Genomic DNA, 21,080 nt, shown 5'->3' with positions numbered 1-21,080 from the left:
GATCTCCGATTTGACGCGGAGGTTTTAGAATGGAGATGAATGGTCGTCTTGAACGAAAGTGACTACCGCGCGCGGTATTGGCCGGGCGTCACGCCGGTGCGCGCCTTGAAATGCCGGCTGAAATGCGCCTGGTCGGCGAAACCGCATTCGAGCGCAATCTCCGCCGGCTGTCCGCCAGCCTGCAGCTTGCGCCGGGCAACGCGAATGCGGATGTCGGTGAGGAAGGCGTGCGGCGTGATATGGAATTCTTTTCGGAAGGCGCGTATCAGATGCGCACGGCTGAGGCCCGCCACGGCGGCGAGTTCTTCAAGTCCGACATCAAAGGCGTAGTTTTCCATCAGGTAGTCACGGGCGCGCTGCACGGCCGACCGCTCCTGCGTGTCGATCGGCACGATGATTGAACTGCCGTGATGCCGAAACATGGCCTCGAGCACAAGGAACATGCCCTGACTGGTCTCCAGCGCTCCAGCCCCCGATTCCAGCGCGCGGTGCGCATCATAAAAAGCCTCGGCAAGCCGGGGATCGTGAAGGATCTGCTTGCCGAAGGCCGGCATGCCGCTGAAGGTACGGCCGGTAACATCTTCCAGGATTTCCCGGAAGAGTGACGTATCCGGGTAGATCATCCGGTAGCGATAGCCGCCCTCGACAGGCACGCCGTCATGGATTTCGCCCGGATTGATCAGATAGAGATCGCCCGGTCCCGAGCTTTCGCGCGTGCCCCGGATCGTCGCGATCTGGCTGCCGCTTTCGATAGCGCCGATGCTGAAGGTCTCGTGGGCATGCGGCGCGAATTCATGCGTCAGGAACGTCGCGCTCAGGCATTCCATGCCGCCGAAACGGCTGTCACGCCAGAATCGCGTCGTCTCCGCTCCAGACAGCGGCATGGCCTCGGTTGCCTGTTCCTGGGAGATGTTGTCCATCGGCCGGATATAGCATCTTTGGGCAGCCCATTCTTGAACAAAAGTGATCAGGCGATCTTGCGCGCGCTGACCTTGCCCATCGGATGCAGCGAATGGACGCGGAACGGCCCGCCTGTGCCTTCCTCGATCATCAGTGCGATATTGGCGACGGTGACCGGCTCAGCGAGAACAGGCTCGAAGACGTTGCGCAGCGCCTGTTCGATGCGCGGCATGTCGACAAGATTGACAGGACCCGTCACAGGCATGTGGAAGCGGAACTCGTCCATCACATAGGGATTGCCCCAGCGATGCAGGTTGGCAAACTGCGCGGCCGAAAGCCCGTCCGGATCACTGCGCTCGATCTCGGCTTCGGAAAGCGGTGCACGGAAGCGGTCGAAATGCTGCACGACCGCCGAAGCGAGATAGTGCATGTGTTGGCAGGGGACCGACGGCAGGAGGCTGAAGTAATTGTGCAGGCGCGCAACCTCGATCCTTGGAATCCGGAACGGCTGGAAGCTGCCGGAAAAGCGCATCATATCGCGCAAAAGTTGTGTTTCCGAAACATCGGGGACAAGATGGAACGGCGCCTTCAGCACGCCATGAAAACCGTAGCGGCGCGGCACGGCAGTATGGAACGCGATCTCGTGGATGCCGATGCCGCGAATGGCTGGAGGTTCGACCATCTCGCCGGAAAAGACGTTGCGGCCGAGCCAATTGGCCGCCACCTGGCTGAGCGGATCGCTCGGCGTAGGCGTGAAGCAAATGGCATAGCGCATGCAATCTCCTCCATCAATGGAAGGGCGCGCGGACGATTCCGGCGCCGTCGATGTGCAAGCAGATAGGTGATTTGCATGACAGAATAACGAAAAGCACCAGCTTCTAATTCACGTTTAACGTGAAGCAGCCGTGATATGGCTCGAAAACGCGAAACTTTCCGGCAGGGCGAAAGGTGCGGAACGGCCGTCAGCCATATGTACGGCAGCTTCGGAAAGACGGTGGGCAAGGCCAAAGCTGACCTTGAAGCCACCGGTCAAGGCGACGAGCTTCGGATATACCGGATGCGGACCGATCATCGGATCGCGGCCGATCGCCTTTGGACGAAGGCCGGCCCAGCGCTCGACGACCGGCGCATCCCCAAGTACGGGGGCCATCTCGCGCGCAGTTTCGATCAGAGCGTCGAGTTGAGCGTCGGTCGTGTTGGGATTGTCAAAATGGTCCTCGCTGGTGCTGCCGATCGCAGCATGGCCGCCCTCATGAGCAATGATATAAAGGCCGTCGCGGAAGATGGTGGGAAAGGCGGGATCGATCTCGGCCCTCAACAGCGCCGCCTGCCCCTTGACTGGTTGGCCAAGCGGCCTTTCCAATCCGGGCGTGAACGGCTGTAGTAGCGGAAATGACTGGTGACCTGCCGCGACGATGCAGCGGCCAAAGGCAATTGTTGTCCCACCGACGTCGGCGATCCCGCGTTCCGGTTCGAGCCCGCCAACTGCAGTGTTCTCGACAATGCTCACACGCTTTGCCTGCCTCACAAAGGCGACAAGAGCGGCGACCAGCGTGCGGGGTGCGACGCGGGCAGCGAGCGTGTCGTGCACGAAGCCGCTCGCACCGGCGGCAGGGTCGATCCAGCCTGCAACCGGCGGAGCATCTGCGACATGCCAATGGAAGCTGCGGCCGTGCCGATGCCAGTGCGTTTCGGCATCGGCGGAATGAGTAAGCGCGATCTTGCGCAGATGCGGCTTCGGCAGCGGGATGATGCGGCCGGATCGGCGGTAGCCGGTGGAAAGGCCGGTGGCAGCTTCGATCGCAGAGATCTCCGTTTCGAGGGAAACCAGCGCATCGAACTGGAACTGCTTCTTGGCATTCCATTTGTCCGGCAAATGCGGCATCAGCGCCCCGAGTAGCCCACCGCTCGCACCCTGCCCCAATTCGCCTGCATCGACGAGGAGCGTGTCGATGCCAAGTCGCTCGGCATGAACCGCCGCCCACAGCCCCATGATGCCGCCGCCGGCAATCAGCAGGCTGACGGACGATTGACCGGAGGAGATGACCGCACTATCGGCTTTAGGCATGACAGAGATTGATCCCGATCAGATTGGCAGCACGAGCCAACCGCTCGAATGGCGCGACGGCGATATGCCCTATTCGCGGGCCTTTGGCGACCATTTTTATTGCCAGACGGACGGGCGGCTCGAATGCGGTCACGTCTTTCTGGCGGGCAACGGCCTGCCGAAACGGTGGACCGGCAAGGACAATTTCCGCATTGGAGAGTTGGGGTTCGGCACCGGGCTGAACTTCGCGGAAACATGGCGGCAATGGAAAGCGCATCGCCAAAGCGGCCAGCATCTGAACTTCATTTCCTTCGAGCTTTACCCGATGCGTCCGCAGGAGATCGGTCGCGCACTTTCGCACTGGCCGCAAATCGATGCCGAGCGGCAGGCGCTGACGGTGCTGTGGCCCGGCCAGCCGCAAGGCACCGTGACGCTTGCGTTAGACGAGCAGACGACCTTGAGCGTTGTCTGCAGCGCGGCAATCGATGGCGTTGCGGCCGCCGAACCCGGCTTTGATGCCTGGTATCTCGATGGTTTCGCGCCGTCGCGCAACGCCGATATGTGGTCGCAAGAGCTGATGCGGCTCATCTGCGAGAAGACCCTCTCTGGAGGAAGCTTCGCAACCTATGCCGCGGCAGGATTCGTCAGGCGCAATCTGATGGCCGCGGGATTTGCGGTCGAGCGGCGCAAGGGTTTCGCCGGCAAGCGCGAGATGCTCTGCGGCGTAAAAGCCTAGAGGCCTGAGCGGGCGGGCAACTGCGCGCTCCTGCCGAGCCAGAGCTGGATTTTCTCTTCCAGCAGTTCAGGGCTGATCGGCTTCGACATATAATCGTCCATGCCGGCGTCGAGACAGAGCTCGCGGTCGCTTTCGAGCGCATGCGCCGTCACGCCGATGATCGGCACGCGGTGGCCCTGCCCACGCTCTCGGACGCGGATCGCGCGGGTCGCGTCGTGGCCGTTCATCACCGGCATCGAGACGTCCATCATGATGATCCGCGGCGCATGGCTTTCCCAGGCGTTGACCGCCTCCTGGCCGTTGTTGACGACGAGGAAACTCAGGCCGGTGCCCTGCAGGATCTGCGTGAAGACGATCTGGTTCACCTCGTTGTCCTCGGCGACAAGCACATCGATGAAGGCAGTCTTGCGTTGTTCGGAGGGCGGCGCCGTAGAAGGCTCCGGTTCCCTCGTCTCGGTTTCTGCCTGCAGGCGGGCGATTTCGGCTGCAGACGCCTGCTTCACGCGGCTTGCGCGCACGACCTCGACGATGGTGTTGCGGAGAAGGTTGGCGCGGGCCGGTTTCATCAGATGCGCATGGCCGTTGAGGGCTGCAAACTCCTTCTCGGTGCCGGAGATGTCCATTGAGGTCAGAAATATGATCGGCATGCTCTCGAAGCGGGCGTCGGCCCTGAGCCTGCGGGCGACTTCCGCACCGTTTATTTCCGGCATGTGATAGTCGAGCACCAGGGCGTCGACCTGGACGCCGACCTGGTCTGCAGCCTCAAGGATGGCAATGCCGGTCCTGCCGTCTTCCGCAGCCACGCCGTCAAAACCCCAAAGCGACAGCTGCTCGGAAAGAATGCGGCGGTTCACCTCGTTGTCGTCGATGACGAGCACGCGTGCGCCACGTACATTAACGGGCAGCGGCTTGGGATCGAGGCGGGCGGCAGCGATGGCAAAGGGCAGATTGACGGTGAAGATCGAGCCCTTGCCCGGTTCGCTCTCGGCGTTGACGTAGCCACCAAAGAGATCGACCAGACCGGCAGTGATGGCAAGACCAAGGCCGGTACCCTCGTGGCGCCGCGTCGAAGAGGAATCGACCTGGGAGAATTTGTCGAAGACCGATTGCAATTTGTCTGGCGGGATGCCGATGCCGGTATCCTCGATCCTGATCTCGACCATGACCTCGCCGTCCGAGCCGGGCCTAAAACCGATATCGACGAAGACATGCCCCTTTTCGGTGAACTTGACGGCGTTGCCGACGAGGTTTGTGACGATCTGGCGAAACCGACCGGCATCGCCGATGATGGCGGCAGGCAGGTTCGGATCGGCGCGTACGAGAAGCTCGAGATCCTTTTCCGCCGCGGGCGAAGAAAGCAGCGTCGCGACATCCTCGACCGCCTCCACCGGATCGAAGGCCGCCTGGCGCAGCGTCATCTGTCCGGCATCGATCTTCGAGAAGTCCAGAATGTCGTTGATGATCGTCAAAAGCGCGTTGCCGGACTTGACGATGATGTCGATGAAAGTCTTTTGCCGGGCGTCAAGATCGGTCTTCGCCATGAGCTCGGCCATGCCGAGCACGCCGTTCATCGGGGTGCGGATTTCATGGCTCATATTGGCGAGAAATTCCGACTTGGCGCGATCGGCAGCTTCAGCTCGTGCCAGCAGCCTCTCAAGCTCTTCCTCGCGCTCTTTCATTTCGGTGACGTCGGTGAAGAGCGCAACCCAGTGGCCGCGCTCGCTGATCGTCGCCTCCATGTTCACCCATCGCTGTCCGGCTACATGGAAGACAGTGGCGATCGGCTGCTTCGCAGCGATGTTCGTACGCCAATAGTGCAACACCTCGGCGGCGGTGCCCTTGAAGTCGCCGCGATCGGCGCAGAAATTGAAGAGGTCGATCCAGCCGCGGCCCGCAACGAGGTATTCCGGCGGAATACGCAGGACTTGCGAAAGCGCATCGTTGGAGAGCTTGATGATACCGTCTTGTACGATCGTCAGGCCTTGCGGCATGGCCCGCGTCGCATCCCGCATCAATTCGCCGAGATGCTCCAGGGCAGCGCGCGTCTCATGGATTTCCTTCTCGCTCGCGCGAATGGCGCTCATATCGGAATAGGAAAGCAGAATGCGGTCGTTCGAGATGCGGCGGCTGTCGAAGACGATCGATTTGCCGCCCGACCAGTTGAGTTCGATCGGCTCCTGCTCCCCATCCGAACCGAAATGGCGCTGGCGCTCCGCCAGTATCTCTTCCGGGCTGTGCTCGTAGCCATAGCGCCCGAGTTCACAATTGCGGCGGATGACATCAATGAACGGCCGGCCGTCAAAACGATCGTCGGGCGGCAGATCACAGATCGTGTAGAATTCGTCGTTTATGTAGAGGATGTCGAGATTGTTATCGAGGATCAGCACGCCGACCGGCAGCGAACGCAGGATGTTTTCAATGTCGCGATGCAGGATTTCGGCATGCTTCTGCGCCTCGATCAGTTTTGCTTCACGCTCCTTGAGCGGAGAGATGTCCGAAAAAGAGCCGACGACATAGATCTTACCGTCCGGAGTCTGGACGCGATTGACGCGCGTCAAGATCGGATAAACTGTTCCGTCGGTGCGTGGTAGCTTACCTTCCACCTCAGTGAGCGAGCCGTCCTTGAGCGCCAGAGCGTTTTCCTCATAGATGCTGGCGCCACTCTCCTCGCCGAACATCTCAAACTCTGTGAGGCCAAGCACCTTCGACCGGACATGGCCGGTGAAGGTCTCGTAATACTGGTTGGCATAAACGAGGCGGTGCTGTTCATTCCGCGCGAAGGCGGCGACCGGCAGGTCTTCCATGATGGTCCGGAGGAGATCGAGCTCATTCACGCTCTCGTGCCATCCGGTTTCAGCGGGCGATGCTTTGTCTCCGTTTCGATAGGCCGAATTGACGATCAGCGGGCGGCCGTCGTCAGCGAAAATGCCGACCGGATGATCGATTTTTTCCAGCGTCGCACGGACGCGCTCGAAATCGGCGAGCAAAGTCTGATCCGGCCCCGAGAGAACCGGCCGGCGGGGCTGCGCGCGCGTCTCGAAGATACCGAGAACATAGGCCCGGTCTTCCGACGGCATGAAGCTCTCGATCCGGACCCGCTCATGCTCGGTTCCGGCAACATCGAAGCAGATGGCAGTTTCTTCGGTGCCGAAGACGAGTGCGCGGCGCTCCTTGTCTTCACGCTCCTCCTCTTCCGGACGGTCCAGAATTTCGCGGGTCCGGCGGCCGATGAAATCGGAAATTTCCCGGCCGAAGAAGCGGGCATAGGCTTCGTTGACGGCAACGTAACGAAGCTCGCTGTTCTTGACATAGGCAGGCGTATCCAGATCTGCGATCCGGCTGCACGCCAGTTCGAGAAGGTCCCCGCTCGATGTCAAAGATGTCGCCTCGCTATCAGGAGAAACGGTGTTCTGGCATCCACTATAGGTGTAAGCCGTTTAACAAGGTTTTAACCATGACACGTTCCGGAAATCTGAACCCGGGACAACGAAGTTCGGCCCAAGAGTATCAGGAACTATGCTATAATCTTCCACGTTGTAAGACTGAACTCGATCAGTTGGCCGCGTTTCGCCACGGTTTCTCCTGACGGCTTCAAGAAACAAGTTCGTCTATGAAAGGAGACGATCATGTCCGTACTTCACAAAAGCATGGCGGCGGGCTTGATGGCGTTGACTTTGACTGGCACCTCCCTCATTCCGGCAACTCCGGCGGACGCCGGTCACGATGACTTTTGGGGCGGTGTTGCGGCCGGAGCAATCGGCGGCATCCTCCTATCGCACGCTACGCGTCCCTACCCGGGCTATGGCTATTATTATCCCGGACCCTACTATGGAGCCAATTACGGAGCCTACTATGGAGCCGACTCCGGACCTTATTACGGAGCCTACTATAGACCGTACTACCGGCCCTACTACAGGCCGTATCCGGTCTATCGGAGCTACTACCGGCCTTACTATCGCTCCTACTATCGGCCTTACCCGGCCTATTACCGCAATTATGGATATTGCGGTGTGGAGCGCCGCTACGATCACCGAGCGGACGTATGGGTGAGAGTTCGGGTCTGCCCCGGCTATTAAGGAGTATGTGTGCGGCACGCCGCTGGTTCAGGCGGCGCTCCGCAGCACCTTTCTCTCGCTCGTCTCTTGACTTTCAACCTGAACTAGACCAAATGCAGGCCAGCTTTCACCTTCCGGCCGCCGCGTGAGCTGCCCCTGCGAAAAAAGACAAACGCAAGAAGAAGGATAAAAGCGCATTTCATAGGACGCCGCGATCCCAAGTGCGGCCAGAAGCGCTGGAAAGTTTTTCCAACACACAAGTTCCCACTTCACGCGGGGTTCTTGACGCCAGAATGATACCGGACCGCATGGTGTGATCCGGCACATCGTTTCGGCGCCCCGAAAGGTTATGACTTGACTAATTTTGAATCGCTTGGTGTCTCCAAGCCGATCGTCGCCACGCTTTTTCAGCTCGGCATTGAAACGCCAACGCCCATTCAGGCGCAGGCAATCCCTCTTCTCCTCGAAGGCCGCGATCTAATCGGCCTCGCCCAGACCGGCACAGGCAAGACGGCTGCCTTCGGCTTGCCGCTCATTGAAAAACTGCTGGCCGACGACAAGCGTCCCGACAATCGCACGACGCGTACGCTCATCCTCGCTCCGACCCGCGAGCTGGTGAACCAGATCGCCGAGAACCTCAAGAACTTCGTCCGCAAGTCGCCGCTGCGCATCAATGTCGTTGTCGGCGGCGTGTCCATCAACAAGCAGCAGCTGCAGCTCGAACGCGGTACCGACATTCTCGTCGCGACACCCGGCCGCCTCCTCGACCTCGTCAACCGCCGCGCCATCACGCTGACCACGGTGCGCTATCTCGTGCTCGACGAAGCCGACCAGATGCTCGATCTCGGCTTCGTGCATGATCTGCGCAAGATCGCCAAACTCGTTCCGAAGCGCCGTCAGACCATGCTCTTTTCGGCAACCATGCCGAAGGCGATCGCCGATCTTGCGGGCGAATACCTGACCGATCCGATCAAGGTCGAAGTGACGCCCCCCGGCAAGGCTGCGGATAAGGTTGAACAGTACGTCCACTTCGTCGGCGGCAAGAATGACAAGACGGAGCTGCTGAAAAAGTCGCTTTCCGAAAATCCGGATGGCCGCGCGATCGTGTTCCTGCGCACCAAGCACGGCGCCGAGAAGCTGATGAAGCATCTCGATCATGTCGGCTATTCGGTCGCTTCCATCCACGGCAACAAGAGCCAGGGCCAGCGCGAGCGCGCCCTGAAGGCATTCCGCGACGGCGGCATCAAGACTCTGATCGCAACCGACGTTGCCGCCCGCGGCATCGATATTCCGGCCGTCAGCCATGTGTTCAACTACGATCTGCCGGAAGTGCCGGACGCCTATGTGCACCGCATCGGTCGCACGGCTCGCGCCGGCCGCGACGGCATCGCAATCGCCTTCTGCGCGCCGGATGAAGCACGCCTGCTGCGCGATATCGAAAGGCTGATGGGCATCGAGATCATCATCGCCAGCGGCGAACCGCCGGCAGACATGCGCGCGGCTCCGCGCCGCGGCAACGGCAACGGCAACAACCGCAATCGCGGTGGCCAGGGCCGTGGTGGCGAGGGTCGCGGGGATGGCCGTCCGGGTGAACAGCGCTCCGGCAATCGCCAGGACCGCCGTCCGCGCCGCGAAGGCGAAGCAGGCGAGGTCCGCGCAAACAACGAGGAACGCCGCGAGCGCCGTCCGCGTCCCGAGCACCAGACTGCCCGCAACGAGGACTTCCGCGGCCAGCGCCGCGGTGAAGCGTCACCCCAGGGACCGGACAACGATCTCGTATCGACCTCGGATTTCCGACCGGCCAAGAAGCCGCAACAGCGCCCGCACGGCAGCGCCGATGCGAACCGCCATCATCCCGGCGGCGCCCGTAACGCGCACGGTCGCCCTGGCCGCAAGCATGGTGAGGACCGCGGCCAGCAGGTTCACGGTGAGCACCGTCAGGACGGCTCTGGCGGCATACGTCGCAAAGGCCCCCGCAATGGCGGCGGCCAGCGTCGCGAACAGGCTTGAATACAGAAGTGAAGGGGGCCGGGTATCTTCCGGCCTTTTTTTGCTTTAAGCCTAGGTGAACGGCTTACCCCGGCGATACGGTCTAAAAAGACTGCGCGCCGGCGACATGTGAAGACTATCGCAATCCGCATTGCTATTTTCCGGCATATCTGCCGACCTTAGCAATACCGTTTGCATGCCAGCGCCTCGCGACACTGGCCCTCATTGAGTGCATTCAACGACAGACTGCCTATTCAATAAGAGAGATAGACCTTGCGATCACCCGTAGCGTCCGGCAGCCGCCGCTTTCAGCTCATTCTGCTCAAGCCATCGCACTATGACGACGACGGCTATGTGATCCGCTGGTGGCGGGCCATGATCCCTTCGAACTCGCTGGCGGCTCTCTTTGGCATTGCAGCAGACTGCGCGGAGCGCGAAGTGCTCGGCCCCGGCGTCGGCATCGACATCAAGGTGATCGACGAAACCAATACCCGCGTGCATATTCCGGAACTGCTCGCGCTGCTGAAACAGCACGGTAATTTCGGCATGGTCGCGCTTGTCGGCGTTCAGTCGAACCAGTATCCGCGGGCGCTCGACATCGCCCGGCCGTTTCGCGCGGCGGGCATTCCCGTCTCGATGGGCGGCTTTCACGTTTCCGGTTGTCTTTCGATGCTCGACGGCAAGGCGGTCGAACTCGACGCCTGCCGGGAGATGGGAATTTCGATGTTCGCCGGCGAGGCAGAAGGCAGGCTCGACAAGGTCTTGCAGGACGCGGCCTATGGCGAGCTCGAGCCCGTCTACAATTTCATGAACGACCTTCCGGGCATCGGCGGCACGCCTGTGCCCTTCCTGCCCAAAAAGAATGTCGAACACACGCTCGGGCTAAGCAGCAGCTTCGATGCCGGCCGCGGTTGCCCCTACCAGTGCTCGTTCTGCACGATCATCAACGTGCAGGGCCGCAAATCCCGTTTCCGCTCCACCGACGATATCGAAAAGCTGGTGCGGATGAACTGGGCGCAGGGCATCCACAAATTTTTCATCACCGATGACAACTTCGCCCGCAACAAGCACTGGGAAGCGATCTTCGACCGGCTGATTGAACTCAAGGAAAGGCATGGCATCCCGCTCGGTCTAATGATCCAGGTCGATACGCTTTGTCACAAGATCCCGAACTTCATCGAAAAGGCAAAACGCGCCGGCGTCACGCGGGTCTTCATCGGCCTGGAGAACGTCAATCCGGACAACCTGACGGCCGCCAAGAAGAACCAGAACAAGATCACCGAATACCGGAAGATGCTGCTGGCCTGGAAGGCGCAGGGCATCATGACGCTCGCCGGCTACATCCTCGGCTTTCCTTCCGACACGCCGGAAACCATTCGCCGCGACATCAAGATCATTCAGCAAGAGCTGCCACTCGATGTCATCGAGTTCTTCGTCCTGACGCCGCTGCCGGGCTCGGAGGATCACCAGACGCTCTGGCGCAAGGGCATCCCGATGGACGCCGACCTCAATACCTATGACGTCGAACATGTCTGCACGGCGCACGAGAAGATGAGCAGACAGGAATGGGAGAGCATCTATCACGAGGCCTGGTCGCTTTACTATTCGCCGGAGCATGTGAAGACATTGCTGCGCCGGGCCGTTGCGAGCGGCTTGCCGCTTGCAAGCCTCGTCAAGGTGCTGGTGTCCTTTGCAACAACGGTGCCGCTCGAAAAGGTGCATCCTCTGCAAAGCGGTCTGCTGCGGCTGAAGCACCCCTCGGAACGGCGGCCCGGACTGCCTCAGCAGCATCCCCTCCTCTTCTGGCCGCAATTTGTGTGGGAAACCGTTGCCAAGCACGTCTCGTTGGCGGGCTCCATCCTGCGCATGAGCGCAACTGCGTTCCTCATCAAAAGAAATCCGGCATCAAAAGACTACATGGACCAGGCGCTGACGCCGGTTGATGACGGCGAGGAAGAGAAGCTCGATCTGTTCACCAAGACAACCGGCGGTACCGCGGCGGTCACGCATGTGCGGAAAATCGCGCAGTTGACCCATGCCAACCATTAGGCTTGTTTAAGCCTCCGCCATCCGGACGCTTTTCCGGTTCGTCAGATAGACGCCGGTGACGACCACGATCGTTCCGATGATCAGCGGCACGGTCAGCGGTTCGCCGAAAGCGATGAAAGCCTCGATGGCGACCGTCGGTGGCATCAGGTAGATCAGCGATGCGGCCCGTGAGACCTGGCCCCGGCGGATCAGATAAAGAAGCAGCCCGATCCCGCCCATCGACAGACCGAAAACCGACCAGATCAGCGCGCCGAAAGCCTCCGGCGTTGCGTCGAAATGCAGGCGCTCGAAGGCGAGCGCGAGCGGCAGGGTGACGATAAGCGCCCCCACATATTGCATCGTCGCGATCGTCTTGAGATCACCGGTCTGCAAGTGTTTCTTCTGGTAGATCGTGCCGTATGTGACGGAGACCATGGCGATTAGGTTGACGGCGAGCGGCACCGCCGCGTGAACGAGGCTCGCGGAAGCTGGATCAAAAAGTTTCGGGGAAACGGCGATCGCTATGCCGAAGAAGCCGAGGAGGAGTCCGAACTTCTGGCTGGGCTGCAGGCGTTCGCCGATCAGGAAGGGCGCCACCATCGCCGTCAGCAACGGCTGCAGCGCGGCGATGATACCGGAAATGCCAGCCGCAACGCCATTGGCAATCGCCCACCACAGGCCGGCAAGATAGAATCCGTGCAGAAAGAAACCGGAATAGATCGCGCGCAGAACCGTCGCGCGATCCGGCCATTTCGCCTTCAGCACCCGGCAGAGACCGAAAAACGCGAGCGCCGAAAGCGCATAACGGATGCCAAGGAAGGTGAAGGGCTCCGAATGCCGTGCCGCATATTTCGCGACGACCCAGCCGGTGGACCAAAGCAGGACAAAAATGGCGGGAGCGAAACGATCAAGGGTCATGGGGAGCTCGGGGCAAAGCGATATCGGGCGCTGATAGCCTCCAAGCGCTTTCGCGTCAAAGGCGAAGAATTGATCCTTATTTCAAGTTTCGCTGATGAGTGGCGCATAAACCGAAATGACCGGGCGTCTGCCCGGCCATCTCATGCGCGGCTTGCGGCCGGGAGTTGCCGTCAGCCGATCTTGATGAGCTTGCCTTCCTTGACGGACTGGACCGCCGCATCGGCGAGCGCAAGAGCGGCAAGGCCGTCGGCGCCGGAGGGCGAAATAGTTGCGTCCTTCTCGACCGCGGCGATGAAGCTTGCGATCTCGTTGGCGTAGGCTTCCGTATAACGGGTCATGAAGAAGTCGTGCAGCGGCGGGCGCGTGTAGCCGTCACCGTTGGCAACTTCGATCGAGACCGGGCGCTGATTCTCGGCTGCAACCATGCCCTTCGAACCGTGCACCTCGATGCGCTGGTCGTAGCCGTAGGTGGCGCGACGCGAGTTGGAGATGATCGCCTGCTTGCCGGACTTCGTCTGCAGGATGACCGAAACGCTGTCGTAGTCGCCGGCCTCGCCGATCGCCTTGTCGACGAGGACAGCGGCCGTTGCAGTTACCGAGACCGGCTCCTCGCCAAGCAGGAAGCGGGCCATGTCGAAGTCGTGGATCGTCATGTCGCGGAAGATGCCGCCAGAACGCTTGATGTAGTCGACCGGCGGGGCCCCCGGATCCCGCGAGGTAATTGTCACCATCTCGACATCGCCGATTCGGCCGTCGTCGATTGTCTTGCGCACGGCCATGAAATGCGGGTCGAAGCGGCGATTGAAACCGACCATCAGCTTCGCCTTAGTCTCATCGACAACCTTGATACAGGCCTTGACGCGGGCAACGTCGAGATCGATCGGCTTTTCGCAGAAGATCGCCTTGCCGGCCCGCGCGAAGCGCTCGATCAGATCCGCGTGCGTATCGGTCGGCGTGCAGATTACGACGGCGTCGATATCCTTGGCGGCCTCGATCGCCTCGATCGTACGGAGCTCGCAGCCATAAGCGGAAGCGATCGCTTCAGCCGCCTGCGGAAGCGCATCGGCGACGGCGACGAGCTTCGCATTCGCGTCGCCGCGCACGGCTTTCGCGTGAACCTTGCCGATACGGCCGGCGCCGAGAAGACCAAATCTGACTGTCATGAGAACCTCCCTGAAATTCGGAACAAATAAACCGAATTGTGACAATTGTGGAATTTTCATTCCATCTTCTATTCGAGCAGTCAAGCCCGTTGCCCTTTCACATTCTCGAAATCCATCCTAAAGACAAGTGATCGAAATATGACCGGGGGACACATGCAGCTGATCGATCCAAACCATCCGGCCTACCGCCGCGTCTGGGTGCGGGCGCTGATCGTGGGCCTGTGCCTGGGCTGGGCGGCGCTGGAGTTCATGACTGGCGACCCGTTCTGGGGCGTGCTGTCGGCCGGCGCCGGCGTCTATGCTTTTTACATGCTTTTCTGGACTTTCAAGCCGCAGCCACCCGCCGAAGCCGCCGAGGCTCCCAAACCGGAAGAGACGGACCCCGAATAATCAGCGGCCGCGACGCCGCACGGCATCATCGATCAGCAGGTTCGCGAGCATCATGCGCTTCGTTGCATTCTCCCGGAATGCAGGCGCGACGCGATCGGGATGGTTCGACTTGGCAAAGGCACGGCGCTTTTCGTTCAGCGTCTGCAGCGTATCGGCGGCTGTGATGGAGAGTTCCGCAGCGATTTCGGCAGGCGCAGTGCGCCCAAGATGTTCCGGAATGACGGGTTCCGGCTCAGGCTCCGCAACGGGCTGCGGCTGGATTTCCTCGTCTGCCGCGGCGATAGGCGTCTCCAGTTCCAGAATATCGAGATAGGCTTGGCCCGCCCGTTGCGACGCCGCCGAGACGCCTTCCATGACGTCGAAGGCGAGACCGGTGCTGAACCCATGGACGCGATGCGCGACGGACGCATCTGCCTCGTCTTCGCTCTCTTCCTCTGCTTTCAGCCGCTCCAGAACTGATTGAAAAACCGATTGACCGAACAACATGCCCCTTCCCTTCGAAGTGGCGCATTGAACACCGCCAGCATGGCGCCGGGCTTGCGCTCAGCCTCCCTGCTTCCGGCTTTCCTCGAGGATGAGGTCGTAGAGAAGCCGCGCGCTGGGAGGCAGGGCGCGCTCGCGTGCGGTGATCAGGCTGTAGGGCTTTACGTCGATCTTGAAATCGGTCGGCAGCACGCGCACGTCGGATGCCTTCGCATCCTGGCCGGCGAGAAACTGGGCAACATCCAGCGCCACGGGTGCGATCGCGTCCGTCTCGCAGATGATCGCACAGGTGAGCAACAAGGAAGACGTATTGACGATATTTTCCGGCAGCGGCACGCCCGCCGCCAGAAAGATATCCTCCAGCGTCCGCCGAAGCAGCGTTCCCGGCGGCTGGAAGACCCATCCGTAACCATGGAGATCGGCGAGGCTGCTCGCATTTTTCTTGAGGAGCGGATGGTCCCTGCGCACGATCAGACATGCTTTTTCGATACCGATCTCGCGTACTTCGAAGAGTCGCGGATTAACGTCGTCGGGAATGCGGCCGATGATGAAATCGTGCCTGGCGGCGAGCAATTCCCGCGCGAGAACGTTGCTGGTCTCCACTTCAATGTTGATCTCGATGCCCGGAAACGCCTTGCGAACCTTGTCGATGGCCGGAACAACCAGGCTCATGGCAGGCGCTGTGACCGCGCCGATGAAGACGGAACCGCCCTTGCCGCTCTTCAATTCGCTGATCTCGCGGCCGGCCTCGCGCAGTTCCAGGAGAATTTTTCGTGCACGCTTGGCGAGTGCCTGTCCGAAAGTCGTGAGCACGACACCGCGGGCGATCCGTTCGTAAAGCGGCGTCTTCACGATCGATTCCATCTCAGCGAGCATTCTGGAGGCGGCAGGCTGGGAAATATTCAAGATCTCCGCCGCCGCGGAAATCTGCCCGCTATCTTCGATTGCGACGATCATGCGCAGGTGATTCAGCTTCAAGCCCGCACGCAGAAAGGCATCATCGCCAAAATTGTCGCTGTGGATATCGATTCGATCCTCGGAAATCGGCCTGGAAACAATCGCCATGGTTGCGGCCTCCCATCCGCCTTCCATCAAAAGTAATACTTTTTAACGATATACCAAAATTGTTATGCACTTTACCACTTATTCTATTTGACAGTTATAAGATTCCATACGAGTTTGCGGCCGTGTGCTGGTTGGCACTCAACACGTGTGAGATCGTGGAGGAGACCTACTTCGTTTCTCACCATCTGAAGTAACTATCCAATCTACGGAACCTGCCACAGTTTCGTGGCGGGCGAATTTTCGTCCGCCGTCTATTAACAAGGGAGAGAGAAATGAAATCCATTATCTCATTGATGGCTGCGGCCGCCTTCGGCGTCGCTTCGTTCGTTATGCCGGCACTGGCGCAGGACAAGGGGACCGTCGGCATCGCAATGCCCACGAAGTCTTCCGCTCGCTGGATCGACGACGGCAACAACATCGTCAAGCAGCTTGAGGCAGCGGGCTACAGCACCGACCTGCAGTATGCAGACGACGACATTCCGAACCAGTTGTCTCAGATCGAGAACATGGTCACCAAGGGCGTCAAGGTTCTCGTCATCGCCGCCATCGACGGCACGACGCTTTCCGACGTTCTCCAGAAGGCTCATGACGCCGGCATCAAGGTCATCGCCTACGACCGCCTGATCCGCGACTCGGCCAACGTCGACTACTATGCAACGTTCGACAACTTCCAGGTTGGCGTTCTGCAGGCAACCTCCATTGTTGACGCCCTCGGCCTCAAGGATGGCAAGGGTCCGTTCAACATCGAACTCTTCGGTGGTTCGCCGGACGACAACAACGCCTTCTTCTTCTACGACGGCGCAATGTCTGTCCTGCAGCCTTACATCGACAGCGGCAAGCTCGTCGTGAAGTCTGGCCAGACCGGCATGGACAAGGTCGGCACGCTGCGTTGGGACGCGGCAACGGCCCAGGCCCGCATGGACAACCTGCTCTCGGCCAACTACACCGACGCCAAGGTCGACGCCGTCCTGTCTCCGTATGACGGCCTCTCCATCGGCATCATCTCGTCGCTGAAGGGCGTCGGCTACGGCACCCCGGATCAGCCGCTCCCGGTCGTTTCCGGCCAGGACGCTGAAGTTCCGTCCGTGAAGTCGATCATTGCTGGCGAACAGCACTCGACAGTGTTCAAGGACACGCGCGAGCTCGCCAAGGTCACCGTTGCAATGGTTGACGCTGTCATGTCCGGCAAGGAGCCGGAAGTCAACGACACGAAGACCTACGACAACGGCGTCAAGGTTGTTCCGTCCTACCTGCTGAAGCCGGTAGCGGTCGACAAGACCAACTACGAGAAGGTTCTCGTCGAAGGCGGTTACTACACGGCTGACCAGCTGAAATAACTGTACCAAGTTGGCCGGAATCCGCTGGTTGCGGGTTCCGGTCTTCACTTTTATGATCGTCGCGCCGTATTTCCGGCTGCTGGCGTTGGATTCTGACTATGGACAATACAATCCTCGAAATGCGGAACATCACCAAGACGTTCCCGGGCGTAAAAGCGCTTGAGAATGTGAACCTCAAGGTTCGTCAGGGTGAAATTCACGCATTGGTGGGCGAGAACGGGGCCGGAAAATCGACCCTCATGAAAGTTCTCTCCGGCGTTTACCCGGTCGGCACTTACGATGGCGAGATCGTCTACGAAGGCGAAGTCCGCAACTTCAAGGTCCTGAAGGACTCCGAAGAAATCGGCATCGTCATCATCCATCAGGAGCTGGCGCTCGTGCCGCTTCTGTCGATCGGCGAGAATATCTTCCTCGGCAACGAGAATGCCAAGAGCGGCATCATCAGCTGGCAGGAAACGTTCAACCGCACGCGGCAGCTGCTCGCAAAAGTCGGCCTGCGCGAATCCCCGGACACGCTTGTCACCGACATCGGCGTCGGCAAGCAGCAACTCGTCGAGATCGCCAAGGCGCTGTCGAAGAGCGTGAAGCTCCTGATCCTCGACGAACCGACGGCATCGCTCAACGAAAGCGACTCAGATGCGCTGCTGAACCTGCTGATCGAGTTCCGCAATCAGGGCCTCACATCGATCATCATCACCCACAAGCTGAATGAAGTGCGCAAGGTTGCCGACCAGATCACGGTTCTGCGCGACGGCATGACGGTCAAGACGATGGACTGTCACACCGAAGAAATCAGCGAAGATATCATCATCAAGAACATGGTGGGCCGCGAGCTTGCCGATCGTTATCCGCCGCGCTCCGTGCCGATCGGCGAAACGATCCTCGAAGTCAAGAACTGGAACGCCTATCATCAGCACCACCGCGACCGGCAGGTGCTGCACAATGTCAACATCAGCGTCCGCAAGGGCGAAGTCGTCGGGATCGCCGGCCTGATGGGTGCCGGCCGCACTGAATTCGCCATGAGCGTCTTCGGAAAGTCCTACGGCCACAAGGTCAGCGGCGAAGTGCTGATGTATGGCAAGCAGGTCGATGTCAGTACCGTCCGCAAAGCGATCGACGCCGGTCTCGCCTATGTGACCGAGGACCGCAAGCATCTCGGCCTCGTGCTCGGCGAGAACATCGTCCACAACACCACGCTCGCCAATCTTGCCGGGGTGTCGAACGCGACGATCATCGACAGCATCAGAGAATCCAAGGTCGCATCCGACTACCGCTCGAAGCTGCGCATCCGCAGTTCCAGTATCTTCCAGGAAGCGGTCAATCTTTCGGGCGGCAACCAGCAGAAGGTCGTGCTGTCCAAGTGGCTGTTCTCCGATCCCGATGTCTTGATCCTCGACGAGCCCACCCGCGGTATCGATGTCGGTGCAAAATACGAAATCTATACTATCATCAACCAGCTCGCCGCCGACGGCAAAGGCGTTCTGATGATCTCATCGGAAATGCCGGAACTGCTTGGCACGTGCGACCGCATCTATGTCATGAATGAAGGACGTATCGTTGCGGAACTGCCAAAGGGAGAGGCGAGCCAAGAAACCATCATGCGCGCTATCATGCGCTCAGGGGAGAAGAAACAATGACTCCGGTCAACCCTCCAGCCGCCGAAGAAAGCAACGTCGTTTCCGTTGCTGACTATATCCGTGGCAATATCCGTGAATACGGCATGCTCATTGCGCTCGTCGCGATCATGGTTTTCTTTCAATTCTACACCGGCGGCATTCTCTTCAAGCCGGTCAACCTGACGAACCTCGTTCTCCAGAACTCGTTCATCGTCATCATGGCGCTCGGGATGCTGCTCGTCATTGTGGCCGGCCATATCGACCTGTCCGTCGGCTCGATTGTCGCCTTCGTCGGCGCCCTCGCCGCGATGATGATGGTCACGTGGCAGATGAATTTCGTCGTGGCGGGCATTCTCTGCCTGATCATCGGCGGCATCATCGGCGCCGCACAAGGCTACTGGATCGCCTATCACCGCATCCCGTCCTTCATCGTCACGCTTGCCGGCATGCTGGTCTTCCGCGGCCTGACGCTCTTCGTACTCGGGGGCAAGAACATCGGCCCGTTCCCGAAGGATTTCCAGATCATCAGCACCGGCTTCCTGCCGGGCAGCATGATCGACATCGCCGGAACGCCGGTGCAGTCCACGTCGCTGATCCTGACACTCATTATTCCAGTCGTGCTGTTTTACCTTGCCTGGCGCCGCCGCAAGGTGAATGAGAGCCACGGCATCGATGTCGAGCCGATGGGCTTCTTTATCGCCCAGAACGCCGTCGTTTCCCTGGCGATCCTCTTCCTCGGCTATCAGCTTTCGACTTACAGAGGCCTGCCGAACGTTCTCGTCGTCATGCTCGTGCTGATCGCAGCCTATGCATTTGTCACGCGCCGCACGACGATCGGCCGCCGCATCTATGCGATGGGCGGCAACGAAAAGGCCACCAAGCTCTCCGGTATCAACACCGAGCGCCTGAGCTTCTACACCTTCGTCAACATGGGCGTCCTTGCCGGGCTCGCAGGCATGATCGTGGCGGCTCGCCTGAACTCGGCAACGCCGAAGGCAGGCGTGGGCTTCGAGCTCGACGTCATCGCGGCGTGCTTCATCGGCGGCGCTTCGGCCTCCGGCGGTGTCGGCAAGATAACCGGTGCCGTCATCGGCGCGTTCATCATGGGCGTCATGAACAACGGCATGTCGATCGTCGGCCTCGGTATCGACTTCCAGCAGATGGTGAAGGGCCTCGTGCTTTTGGCCGCCGTCTTCTTCGACGTTTATAACAAGAATAAGGGCTAAGCGCTCCGGCGCCAGTCCAGGCATTTGCAGTCATGAGAAAGACCAGTTCCGACTCCCTCGGGAGCCGGAGAGGCGGAGCTTGTCCGCACCCCAGCTAAAGAGGATGAAAGCCGTGCTTATTTCGCAGATCAAGGGTTCGAACGGAGAGATCATCGTCGCCGTGCGTGAGCCGGGCGGTGCAGCGAAAGCCGTGAAGAATGCAGGCAGCGTTTACGCGCTGGCAATGGAAGCTGCAGACGCCGGCAAGTCGCTCGTTTCCATCATCGAGGCGCGTGGCTATGGCGATGCCGTCGATCTGGAAAAGGCCTATGCCGAAGGTAAATTCCTTCCGCCGATCACCCATCCGGATGCTGCTCACCTGCATCTGACGGGTACGGGCCTCACGCACCTTGGCTCGGCAGCGACGCGTGATTCCATGCACAAGAAGACCACCGAGGCCGCGGAAGAAACGCTCACGGACTCGATGAAGATGTTCAAGATGGGCATCGAGAACGGCAAGCCGAAGGCTGGAGAAAAGGGCGTCCAGCCCGAATGGTTCTACAAGGGCAACGGCTACGGCGCTGCAGCACCCGGCGCTCCCCTCGTCTCCCCTTCCTTCGCGCTTGACGGCGGCGAAGAGCCGGAAATGGCCGGCATCTACGTAATTGCCAAGGACGGTACCCCGTTCCGCATCGGCTTTGCGCTCTCCAACGAATTTTCCGACCATGTCACCGAGCGGATCAACTACCTCTATCTCGCCCACTCCAAGCTGCGTCCAGCAAGCTTTGGTCCGGAAATCCGCATCGGCGTTGCCCCGGAAGACATTCGCGGTACCTCGCGCATCAAGCGCGGCGACAAGGTGGTCTTCGAAAAGCCGTTCCTCTCCGGTGAGGCGAACATGTCGCACACCTTCGCGAACCTGGAATATCATCACTTCAAGTATGGCCTCTTCCGCGTCCCGGGCGACGTTCACGTCCACATGTTCGGCACGGCGACGCTCTCCTTCGCAGATGGCGTCAAGACGGAAGAAGGCGATGTTTTCGAAATCGAGGTTGCCGAATTCGGCCTGCCGCTGCGCAATCCGCTGAAGGTGGCCGCAGAGGAAAATATCGCTGTGAAGCAGCTTTGAATTTTGCGCTGGGCTGGCC

The 21,080-nt window shown here is 60.1% G+C and carries 17 protein-coding genes; 9 read left to right on the top strand and 8 right to left on the bottom strand.

The features are described 5' to 3' along the window. Nucleotides 1–62 precede the first annotated feature (62 nt). The 3 genes from BLP23_RS11390 to BLP23_RS11380 all read right to left on the bottom strand — a co-directional run bounded on the left by BLP23_RS11390 (nt 63) and on the right by BLP23_RS11380 (nt 2,968). Complete coding sequence (locus tag BLP23_RS11390; protein ID WP_092585007.1) at nt 63–920, bottom strand: AraC family transcriptional regulator; 858 nt, start codon at nt 918–920, stop codon at nt 63–65. 47 nt (nt 921–967) lie between these two features. Then, nucleotides 968–1,675 carry a DUF1045 domain-containing protein gene (locus BLP23_RS11385; protein ID WP_092585006.1) on the bottom strand — a complete coding sequence of 236 codons (708 nt, stop codon included), beginning with the start codon at nt 1,673–1,675 and terminating at the stop codon, nt 968–970. Between the two features lie 114 nt (nt 1,676–1,789). Continuing rightward, on the bottom strand, nt 1,790–2,968 hold the full coding sequence (locus BLP23_RS11380) for an NAD(P)/FAD-dependent oxidoreductase (RefSeq protein ID WP_092585005.1): 1,179 nt from the start codon (nt 2,966–2,968) through the stop codon (nt 1,790–1,792). On the opposite strand from BLP23_RS11380, the gene mnmD reads away from it, so the two are divergent. Then, nucleotides 2,967–3,683, top strand: coding sequence for a tRNA (5-methylaminomethyl-2-thiouridine)(34)-methyltransferase MnmC2 (gene mnmD / locus BLP23_RS11375; protein ID WP_092585004.1), 717 nt, complete (start codon nt 2,967–2,969; stop codon nt 3,681–3,683). The two genes, BLP23_RS11380 and mnmD, sit on opposite strands and share 2 nt — an antisense overlap. Here mnmD and BLP23_RS11370 read toward each other — a convergent pair. Continuing rightward, nucleotides 3,680–7,060: a response regulator gene (locus BLP23_RS11370; RefSeq protein WP_092585003.1), complete on the bottom strand. Its 3,381-nt coding sequence runs from the start codon at nt 7,058–7,060 to the stop codon at nt 3,680–3,682. The genes mnmD and BLP23_RS11370 overlap by 4 nt on opposite strands. Before the next feature lie 249 nt (nt 7,061–7,309). On the opposite strand from BLP23_RS11370, the gene BLP23_RS11365 reads away from it, so the two are divergent. The 3 genes from BLP23_RS11365 (at nt 7,310) to BLP23_RS11355 (ending at nt 11,776) form a co-directional block, all read left to right on the top strand. Next, the gene (locus BLP23_RS11365) at nt 7,310–7,759 is read left to right on the top strand and encodes a hypothetical protein (protein WP_092585002.1); all 450 of its coding nucleotides are present in this window, start codon (nt 7,310–7,312) and stop codon (nt 7,757–7,759) included. Between the two features lie 333 nt (nt 7,760–8,092). After that, nucleotides 8,093–9,748 (top strand): DEAD/DEAH box helicase, encoded by a 1,656-nt coding sequence (locus BLP23_RS11360; RefSeq protein WP_092585001.1) that lies wholly within the window; start codon nt 8,093–8,095, stop codon nt 9,746–9,748. A 252-nt stretch (nt 9,749–10,000) separates the two neighbouring features. Beyond that, on the top strand, nt 10,001–11,776 hold the full coding sequence (locus BLP23_RS11355; RefSeq protein ID WP_092585000.1) for a B12-binding domain-containing radical SAM protein: 1,776 nt from the start codon (nt 10,001–10,003) through the stop codon (nt 11,774–11,776). 6 nt (nt 11,777–11,782) lie between these two features. Here the strand turns inward: BLP23_RS11355 and BLP23_RS11350 are convergent, their stop codons facing one another. Together BLP23_RS11350 and iolG are read right to left on the bottom strand one after the other, a co-directional pair. Further along, a complete protein-coding gene (locus BLP23_RS11350; RefSeq protein WP_092584999.1) occupies nt 11,783–12,673 on the bottom strand; it encodes a DMT family transporter in 891 nt (296 codons plus the stop codon). Between the two features lie 170 nt (nt 12,674–12,843). Then, nucleotides 12,844–13,836, bottom strand: coding sequence for an inositol 2-dehydrogenase (gene iolG, locus BLP23_RS11345; RefSeq protein WP_092584998.1), 993 nt, complete (start codon nt 13,834–13,836; stop codon nt 12,844–12,846). A 153-nt stretch (nt 13,837–13,989) separates the two neighbouring features. Between iolG and BLP23_RS11340 the strand changes: the two genes are divergently transcribed. Further along, nucleotides 13,990–14,226 (top strand): hypothetical protein, encoded by a 237-nt coding sequence (locus tag BLP23_RS11340; protein ID WP_092584997.1) that lies wholly within the window; start codon nt 13,990–13,992, stop codon nt 14,224–14,226. Here BLP23_RS11340 and BLP23_RS11335 read toward each other — a convergent pair whose 3' ends face one another. Further along, complete coding sequence (locus BLP23_RS11335) at nt 14,227–14,712, bottom strand: hypothetical protein (protein ID WP_092584996.1); 486 nt, start codon at nt 14,710–14,712, stop codon at nt 14,227–14,229. Nucleotides 14,713–14,769: 57 nt separating this feature from the next. Further along, nucleotides 14,770–15,774, bottom strand: a complete 1,005-nt coding sequence (locus BLP23_RS11330; RefSeq protein ID WP_092584995.1) for a LysR family transcriptional regulator — start codon at nt 15,772–15,774, stop codon at nt 14,770–14,772. Nucleotides 15,775–16,046: 272 nt separating this feature from the next. Between BLP23_RS11330 and chvE the strand changes: the two genes are divergently transcribed. The 4 genes from chvE to araD1 all read left to right on the top strand — a co-directional run bounded on the left by chvE (nt 16,047) and on the right by araD1 (nt 21,061). Further along, nucleotides 16,047–17,111: a multiple monosaccharide ABC transporter substrate-binding protein gene (chvE, locus tag BLP23_RS11325; protein ID WP_092584994.1), complete on the top strand. Its 1,065-nt coding sequence runs from the start codon at nt 16,047–16,049 to the stop codon at nt 17,109–17,111. Nucleotides 17,112–17,209: 98 nt separating this feature from the next. Continuing rightward, entirely contained in the window at nt 17,210–18,748 is a 1,539-nt protein-coding gene (mmsA, locus tag BLP23_RS11320) for a multiple monosaccharide ABC transporter ATP-binding protein (protein WP_092584993.1), read from the top strand. Continuing rightward, on the top strand, nt 18,745–19,953 hold the full coding sequence (mmsB, locus tag BLP23_RS11315; protein WP_022717091.1) for a multiple monosaccharide ABC transporter permease: 1,209 nt from the start codon (nt 18,745–18,747) through the stop codon (nt 19,951–19,953). The genes mmsA and mmsB overlap by 4 nt, the downstream gene beginning before the upstream one ends. Nucleotides 19,954–20,065: 112 nt before the next feature. After that, the gene (gene araD1 / locus BLP23_RS11310) at nt 20,066–21,061 is read left to right on the top strand and encodes an AraD1 family protein (RefSeq protein WP_167363877.1); all 996 of its coding nucleotides are present in this window, start codon (nt 20,066–20,068) and stop codon (nt 21,059–21,061) included. The last annotated feature ends 19 nt before the right edge of the window (nt 21,062–21,080 follow it).

Origin of the sequence: Rhizobium mongolense subsp. loessense (genome assembly GCF_900099775.1) — a bacterium.
Lineage (GTDB): Bacteria > Pseudomonadota > Alphaproteobacteria > Rhizobiales > Rhizobiaceae > Rhizobium > Rhizobium loessense.
Note: the sequence above shows the minus strand (reverse complement) of the source record. Positions and strands in the feature narration are given on the sequence as shown.

Coding starts and splice junctions, on each gene's coding strand:
- mmsA (WP_092584993.1), top strand. CDS start 17,210: ATGGACAATACAATCCTCGAAATGCGGAACATCACCAAGACGTTCCCG.
- BLP23_RS11390 (WP_092585007.1), bottom strand. CDS start 920: ATGGACAACATCTCCCAGGAACAGGCAACCGAGGCCATGCCGCTGTCT.
- BLP23_RS11380 (WP_092585005.1), bottom strand. CDS start 2,968: ATGCCTAAAGCCGATAGTGCGGTCATCTCCTCCGGTCAATCGTCCGTC.
- chvE (WP_092584994.1), top strand. CDS start 16,047: ATGAAATCCATTATCTCATTGATGGCTGCGGCCGCCTTCGGCGTCGCT.
- BLP23_RS11340 (WP_092584997.1), top strand. CDS start 13,990: ATGCAGCTGATCGATCCAAACCATCCGGCCTACCGCCGCGTCTGGGTG.
- BLP23_RS11365 (WP_092585002.1), top strand. CDS start 7,310: ATGTCCGTACTTCACAAAAGCATGGCGGCGGGCTTGATGGCGTTGACT.
- BLP23_RS11330 (WP_092584995.1), bottom strand. CDS start 15,774: ATGGCGATTGTTTCCAGGCCGATTTCCGAGGATCGAATCGATATCCAC.
- BLP23_RS11350 (WP_092584999.1), bottom strand. CDS start 12,673: ATGACCCTTGATCGTTTCGCTCCCGCCATTTTTGTCCTGCTTTGGTCC.
- mnmD (WP_092585004.1), top strand. CDS start 2,967: ATGACAGAGATTGATCCCGATCAGATTGGCAGCACGAGCCAACCGCTC.
- BLP23_RS11335 (WP_092584996.1), bottom strand. CDS start 14,712: ATGTTGTTCGGTCAATCGGTTTTTCAATCAGTTCTGGAGCGGCTGAAA.
- BLP23_RS11385 (WP_092585006.1), bottom strand. CDS start 1,675: ATGCGCTATGCCATTTGCTTCACGCCTACGCCGAGCGATCCGCTCAGC.
- iolG (WP_092584998.1), bottom strand. CDS start 13,836: ATGACAGTCAGATTTGGTCTTCTCGGCGCCGGCCGTATCGGCAAGGTT.
- mmsB (WP_022717091.1), top strand. CDS start 18,745: ATGACTCCGGTCAACCCTCCAGCCGCCGAAGAAAGCAACGTCGTTTCC.